Origin of the sequence: Pseudomonas alkylphenolica (assembly GCF_004025535.1) — a bacterium.
In the GTDB taxonomy this organism is placed as follows: Bacteria; Pseudomonadota; Gammaproteobacteria; order Pseudomonadales; family Pseudomonadaceae; genus Aquipseudomonas; species Aquipseudomonas alkylphenolica_A.
On sequence record NZ_QJRG01000003.1, the window covers coordinates 1 to 560 of the forward strand.

The window sequence follows — 560 nt, forward strand, 5'->3', positions numbered from 1 at the left end:
TGGGGGCAGCCATTCATGCCCAGCACGCACTGGGCGATCTGCGCCGCGAAGGCCTGGCCCCACACCGGCTGCTTGCGGTCGTAGAGGTCGAGCGCGCGCTCGAGCAGTTCGCTGTCCAGCCAGGCGAGGTGGTCCGCCGCGCGTTTGTCCATTTCTTCCTGGGCTTTGCGGTCCAATGCGCAGAAGTCTGCCTGGATCCTGGTTTTGGCCGGCCAGTCGAGCATCGCTTCGTACGGGGTGAAGGCCGAGTCCTTGTCCGCCTCGGCTTGAGTGCGCACGCGCTCCGGGTCATAGCGGGCCTTTTGCGCCTCGAGGTCGTCCAGGCTGATACCGAAGCGTGCCAGGTCGCGCATCTGCCGGTCTTTGGCCGACTCAAGGCGGGCGGCGGCCTTGTCGACCTGCTTCTTGACGTAGCCCGCCTGCATGGCGGCTTTTACGTCGTCGAGCGCTTCGGCGACGATGTACTTGCGCTCGTTACTGAGGCCCTGGGCATCGACGGCGGCCAACCACGGCAGGTTCATTTCAATGGCGTCGTTACGCCAGGCATTGAGCTCCTGAAC

The 560-nt window shown here is 65.0% G+C and carries 1 pseudogene; it reads right to left on the reverse strand.

The annotated features are described in order from the left end of the window. Positions 1-560 (reverse strand): annotated as a pseudogene (locus DM813_RS28290) (hypothetical protein); the annotation flags it as partial.